The organism is Deferrisoma sp. (assembly GCF_054681715.1).
The window spans coordinates 1-5,850 of the sequence record NZ_BAAHFQ010000171.1 but is presented as its reverse complement, the minus strand read 5'-3'; the positions used below and the strand labels follow the sequence as shown (position 1 = coordinate 5,850).

Annotated in this window: 6 protein-coding genes; 3 read left to right on the top strand and 3 right to left on the bottom strand. The window is 72.6% G+C overall.

Going from position 1 to position 5,850, the window contains the following annotated elements; translation table 11 throughout:
- The 3 genes from ACY0I8_RS15610 to ACY0I8_RS15600 form a co-directional block, all read left to right on the top strand.
- Positions 1-489 (top strand): ammonium transporter (locus ACY0I8_RS15610; protein ID WP_461395477.1); only part of this gene is annotated, 489 nt, incomplete at its 5' end.
- Positions 486-2,900: a [protein-PII] uridylyltransferase family protein gene (locus ACY0I8_RS15605; RefSeq protein WP_461395476.1), complete on the top strand. Its 2,415-nt coding sequence runs from the start codon at positions 486-488 to the stop codon at positions 2,898-2,900. The genes ACY0I8_RS15610 and ACY0I8_RS15605, both read left to right, overlap by 4 nt.
- Positions 2,901-2,902: 2 nt before the next feature.
- The gene (locus tag ACY0I8_RS15600) at positions 2,903-3,241 is read left to right on the top strand and encodes a P-II family nitrogen regulator (RefSeq protein ID WP_459941996.1); all 339 of its coding nucleotides are present in this window, start codon (positions 2,903-2,905) and stop codon (positions 3,239-3,241) included.
- A gap of 70 nt (positions 3,242-3,311) precedes the next feature.
- Here the strand turns inward: ACY0I8_RS15600 and arsS are convergent, their stop codons facing one another.
- The 3 genes from arsS to ACY0I8_RS15585 form a co-directional block, all read right to left on the bottom strand.
- Positions 3,312-4,271 (bottom strand): arsenosugar biosynthesis radical SAM (seleno)protein ArsS, encoded by a 960-nt coding sequence (arsS, locus tag ACY0I8_RS15595; RefSeq protein ID WP_461395475.1) that lies wholly within the window; start codon positions 4,269-4,271, stop codon positions 3,312-3,314.
- The gene (locus ACY0I8_RS15590) at positions 4,268-4,600 is read right to left on the bottom strand and encodes a carboxymuconolactone decarboxylase family protein (RefSeq protein WP_459941998.1); all 333 of its coding nucleotides are present in this window, start codon (positions 4,598-4,600) and stop codon (positions 4,268-4,270) included. The genes arsS and ACY0I8_RS15590 overlap by 4 nt, the downstream gene beginning before the upstream one ends.
- A 506-nt stretch (positions 4,601-5,106) precedes the next feature.
- Positions 5,107-5,850, bottom strand: a 744-nt coding sequence (locus ACY0I8_RS15585) for a topoisomerase DNA-binding C4 zinc finger domain-containing protein (protein ID WP_461395474.1), incomplete at its 5' end; no start/stop codon positions are given.

Sequence of the window (5,850 nt, the reverse complement as noted above, 5' to 3'; positions counted from 1 at the left end):
GCGGGAATGCTCGGGTGGCTCCTGGCCGAACGGGGCCGGTTCGGGAAAGCGAGCGCCCTGGGAGCCGCCTCGGGGCTCGTGGCCGGGCTCGTGGCCATCACCCCGGGGGCCGGGTTCATCACCCCCGGTTGGGCGATCGTCGTGGGTGGCGTGGCCGGGATCCTGTGCTTTCGGGCCGTATGTTTGAAGGAGCGGTTCGGGTACGACGACGCCCTCGACGTACTCGGCGTCCACGGGGTGGGCGGCGCCTGGGGCGCGGTGGCCACGGGCATCTTCTCCACCGTCGGCGCCGGAAGCCTTTTGACCGGGGATCTGCGCCAGTTCGGGGTGCAGGTGCTCGGAGTGGCGGCCGCCGCGGCCTACGCCTTCGCCGTGAGTTGGGTCCTCGCGAAGGGACTCGACAGGGCGGTGGGGCTCCGGGTGAGCGACGAGGACGAGCTCGTGGGGCTCGACCAGAGCACCCACGGCGAGGTGGGATACTCCCTGTGAGCCGAGTGGCCCCCTGGAAGACCGAACTGAACGAGGCCCGGCGGGCCCTGGCCGAAGGGCGTATCGACCCGGCCGGACTGGCGGATGTCCTGGACCGGATCGTCCGGGAGCTGGCCGAGGACGCGGGCTGGCACCGCCCCGGCCGGGCCGTGGTGGCCCTGGGCGGGTACGGCCGGCGCGACATGGCCCCCCGCAGCGACGTGGATCTGCTGTTCCTCACCGAGCGGCACCGCGGAAAGCCCGATGTGGAGGCCGTGCTCTACCCCCTGTGGGACCTGGGCCTCGAGGTGGGCCACGCGTTGCGCACCCCGCGGGACTGCCGCGAGGTGACACGTCGAGACCTCACGGCGGCAACCGCCCTCCTGGACGCCCGGCTCCTCTGCGGGGACCCCGACCTCCTGGACCGCGGCCTGAGGGCCGCGGGCGCGGCCCCCCGCCCCAGCCGCCGCACCCGGGCCTGGGCCCGGGCCGTCGTGGCCGACGTGGGGACCCGCCGGACCCGGTTCGGGGAGGTGTCGCACCTGCTGGAACCCCACGTGAAGGAGGGGTGGGGCGGGCTCCGGGACGCCCACGCCGCCTCCTGGGTACTCGCCTGCCTCGGGCTCGACCCCCGACAGGAGATTCCGCGTCTGGCCTCGGGCCCCCGGGCCCTCGAGGGCGCGCGGTTCCTCGCCCGGGTCCGGGCCGCCCTCCATGCGGCGGCTGGCCGCAAGACCGACCACCTGACCTTCGAGCACCACGAACCCGTGGCCCGGTTGGTGTCCCCGGGCCTCCCGCCCGGGGAACTGCTGGCCCGGGTCCATCGTGCGGCCCGCGGCATCGCCGCCCTGTGGGAGGAGGTGGCCCAGGCGTTTCCCCGTCCCCCCGGCCGGCCCGAGCCCCCCACAGGCTTCAGCAGCGCGGAGGAGGCCCGCACCGCCCTCTCGATCCGCCGAAGGGGCGGGCCGGCTCCCTCCCCGGTCGCGCTGGACCGCCTGGCGGCCTCCCCGGGGGAAGTGCGGCGGCCCGCCCTGCTCCGGGCGCTCGGGGAGGGTCTGCGCCGGCGGGCGCCGGTACACCTGTGGTTTCGGGCCCTCCTGGACCGGGAGCTCCTGGGCGACGTGGACCCCTTGCTGGCCCGCGCCGCAGAGGCCGTGCCCTACGACGCCCGCCATGCGTTCACCGTGGGGGCCCACGGGGTGGAGAGCCTGGCGGCGTTCGACCGGCTGTGGCTCGGGGCCCTGGAGGACCGGGAACCCTGGCTCACCCGCGTGGCCGGGGGGCTCGCGGCCCCCTGGATCGTGCGGGTGGCGGCCCTGGCCCACGACCTCGGAAAATGCCTGGACCCCGACGACCACGCCCGGGCCGGGGCTGCGGCGGCCCGGCGGTTGGGCCTCACCCTGGGGCTTTCGCCGTCGGAGGCCGAGGAGGCGGCCCGGCTCGTGGCCCTGCACCACGCCCTGCCCCGGTTGGCCTTCCGCCAGGACCCCGAGGATCCGCGCACGGCCGCCGAGGCCTGGGAGATCGCCGGCACGCCCGAACGGCTGGATGCGTTGGTGGTACTCGCCTACGCCGACCTGGCGGCGACCCATCCGGGCCCGGTGGGGGCCACGTGGACCCCGTGGGTGCGCGGCCTGCTGCTGGAGCTGCACGCCCGCGCCCACGCCACCCCCGCGGCCCCGCCCCTCTCCGAGGCGGACCTCCGGAAGCGGCTCGCCGCCCGGATCGGCCGACCCGACGCCGGGTCCCTCGTGCACGAGGTTCCCCGGGCGGAACTGCTCCAGGTCCCCCTCGATCTTCTCCACCGGCTCGTGCGGATGACCGCCCGGGCTCCCTCGTCGGACGACGGGTTCTGGGAGGTGGTGACTCCCGCCACGGGCCCGGTGGAGGTGCTGGGCGTGATCCCCCACCCGCCGCCCTGGGCCCTGTCGGCCGCATCCTCGGCCCTGAGCCGGCTGGGTTTCGACGTGCGGATGTTCCAGGTGCACGCCTGGCCCCGCGGCTGCCTGCACCTCTGGTTCCGGTGTCTCCCCCCCGATCCCCCCCCGCCCGTGTCGCGGGTGCGCCAGGCGCTCGCCCAGGCCCTGGGGGCGGGCCGACCCGGGCCCCGGCGCCCCCGGCTGCCCGACCGCCGGGCCGAGGCCACCCCGGTCGCCACGCGGGTGAGCCTCACCCACGGCTCCCCCGTGCATTCGGTCCTCGAGGTGGTCTGCCGCGACCGGGCCGGGCTGCTGGCCGATCTGACCGCGGCCCTCGACGACCTGGGTCTCCGGGTGACCCAGGCCCTGGTCACCACCCAGGGTCCCCAGGCCCGCGACGTGTTCCACGTGCAGGACCTCCTGGGGGGCCGGATCGAGGGCGAAGACAAACGGCGCAAGGTGATCGACCGGGTCCACGAAGCCATCTCCAGCCTTCCCAGTGAAAGGAGCTGACCGTGAAAAAGATCGAGGCCATCATCAAGCCCTTCCGGCTCGACGACGTGAAGGAGGCGCTCAAGGAGGCGGGCATCCAGGGGATGACCGCCATCGAGGCCAAGGGGTTCGGCCGGCAGAAGGGCCACACCGAGCACTACCGGGGCGCCGAGTACACCGTGGATTTCGTGCCGAAGGTGAAGATCGAGGTGGTGGTGCCCGACGAACTGGCCGCCGCGGCCGTGGAGGCCATCGAGAGGGCCGCCCGCACCGGGAAGATCGGCGACGGCAAGATCTTCGTCTCGACCGTGGACGAGGCGGTGCGGATCCGTACCGGCGAACGGGGCGAAGGGGCCCTCTGACGTTGGGTCCGGAGGGGGGATCGGACGCCTGGGGAGGATTCCGGCCTACCTAGGCCGCAATGGCGCCCCCTCACGTGAACCCGGCCCCGGCCGTACAGGCGTAGCAGTGGTCGGCCGTGGCGACGGGGGTGCCCGGGGGCGGAGGGCCGTCGAGGTCGGACACCCGCACCGGCCTCCCGCCCAGCGGGATGCCGGCGGCCAGGTGGAAATCGCAGTCGTGGAGGGTGCCGTCCCAGGCCACCGAGACCTGGGTGCGGCACATAAGCCCCTCCACCGTGCCCGGGTTGAACGCGCCGGCCAGGCGTTCGAGGTAGGCCGGAAGGTTCCCCGAGGCCTCGAGCCACCGCCGGAACCGGCCCAGGGGCACGTTGGCAAAGGTGAACAGGTGGGTGAACGACACGCCCCACCGCCGGGCCAGGTCGGTGCGGAACCGGCGCTCGGCCGCGCACTGGTCCGGGGGGAGGAACGCGCCGGCCGGGTTCGACACGAGATCGAGCTCGAGCCCGGTTCCCTCCACGCCGTACCCGAGCTCGTTCAGCCGCCGGAGCATCCCGAGGCTTCGCTCCCACACCCCGGGGCCGCGCTGGCTATCGGTCTGGGACCGGCTCACCGAGGGGAACGAGGTCACGATCGCCACCCCCAGGTCCCGGAGCCTCTCCCAGAACCCGGGCCCCCGCTCCTCGAGCGCCGTGAGGTTGGAGCGGAACAGAAGCCGCGGCGCGTGGGGCCGCAGGGCCTCCAGGAACCCGAGCACCCCCGGCACGAGCTCCGGGGCGCCCCCCGTGACGTCGATCGTTTCGAACCCCGACCGGGCCGCGAACCGGACCACCTCGGCCATGGTTTCGGGCCCCATCACCTCGGTTCGGTCGGGGCCGGCCTCCAGGTGGCAGTGGCGGCAGGCCTGGTTGCAAAGCCGCCCCAGGTTCACCTGGAACGTGCGGGCCTCGGCCCGCACGAGCTCCAACCCGTGGCGCCGGAGGGCCGCGGCAAAGGGTTCCACCGCGGGGCGGGTGGGTTCCGGGCCGTTCACAGGGAGATCTTCTCCACCACGTTTTGCATCTGCACGCCGTGCACGAGGGAGGCCCCTCCCCGGATCGCCACGGCCACGTGCACGGCCTCGGCCATCTCGCCCGGGGTCGCGCCTTTCTCGAGGCACGTGCGGGTGTACGCGTCGATGCAGTAGGGGCACTGCACGGCGTGGGCCACGGCCAGGGCGATCAGGGCCTTTTCCCGCTCGGTAAGCTCGCCCTCGGCGAACACGGCCTGGTAGTACTCGAAGAACTTCTGGGTGATCTCCGGGGCCTCCTTGCCCACCTCGGGAAACTTGGCCAGATCCTTCGGGTCGTAATAGGTGTCCATGGGGTACGCTCCCGGCTGAAAGGCTGGAAAGCTAGGAGGCTGGGAAGCTAGAAGGCTAGGAAGCTGGGAAGCTCCCATAGGCCGCGGGGCGGGCTGTTCGCAAGAACAATCACTTCTACCCCTGCTACACGGTGGGCCGCCGCAATCGTCTGGCCCTCGGAACCGAAGAGCGCGAGACGGGCGACCGTGTCAGGAGCCAGAGGACAGACGACACAGGACAGGGGTTCTCCACACCTGTCCTCTGAATTCTGGCCCCTGATACGGCAGCCGTCCCCCGGATTGGGACAGCCGCTGACGCTGGAATCCCAAAGGATTTTCGCGTCCTAGCGTCCTAGCCTCCCAGCGTCCCAGCGTCCCAGCCTCCTAGCCTCCCAGCGGGAAGTTACTTGTACACTCCAGGCCCCGGGTTTGGCTCTTTGTCCCCTTCGTCGCCCATCCCCCCCGAGCACCTTACGTCGCGGAGCACGACCCCCAACGAAAGTACCAACCTCCGGCAACCCTCGGGATCAATCCCCGCTCTCCCTGTACCCGCACCCCTTGCGGGGGCAGCGCACGGTGACCCCGCCCTTCCCGGTCTTCTCCACCAGGAACGGGTGTCCGCAGTCGGGGCACTCCCGGGGGATCGGCCGGTCCCACAGGGCGTAGGTGCACGCGGGGTAGCGGTTGCAGGAGTAAAAGGTGCGGCCCCGCTTGCTCTGCTTCTCCACGAGCTCGCCGTCGCACCCCTCCTGGGGGCAGGGCACCCCGGTGCCCACGGGGGATGTGTACTTGCAGTTCGGGTATTTCGTGCACGACACGAACCGGCCGAACCGGCCCCTCCGGATCACCAGGTCGGCCCCGCACTCCGGGCAGCTCTCGCCCGTGGGCTCGCCCTCGATCACCCGGATGCCGCCGTCGGCCGTGCGCTCGAACTCCTTCGTGTTGCGGCACTCGGGGTACCCGGAGCAGGCCAGGAAGAACCCGTTGCGGCCCCAGCGGATCACCATGGGCTTTCCGCACCGCTCGCAGGCGATGTCGGTGGGCTCCTCCCGGCGCTTGACGTCCTCCATCCGCTCCCGGGCCCGCTCGAGGCTGTGGGCGAAGGGGGCGTAGAAGTTCTTGAGGAGCTCCCGCCAGTCGCGCTTCCCCTCCTCGACGTGGTCGAGCTCGGCCTCCATCTGGGCCGTGAACCCCACGTCCATGACCTGGGGGAAGTTGGCCACCAGGAGGTCGTTCACGAGGATCCCCAGGTCGGTGGGCACGAACCGCCG

Excerpts from the sequence above, each read along its gene's own strand:
- ACY0I8_RS15590 (WP_459941998.1), bottom strand. The coding sequence starts at position 4,600 with ATGGACACCTATTACGACCCGAAGGATCTGGCCAAGTTTCCCGAGGTG.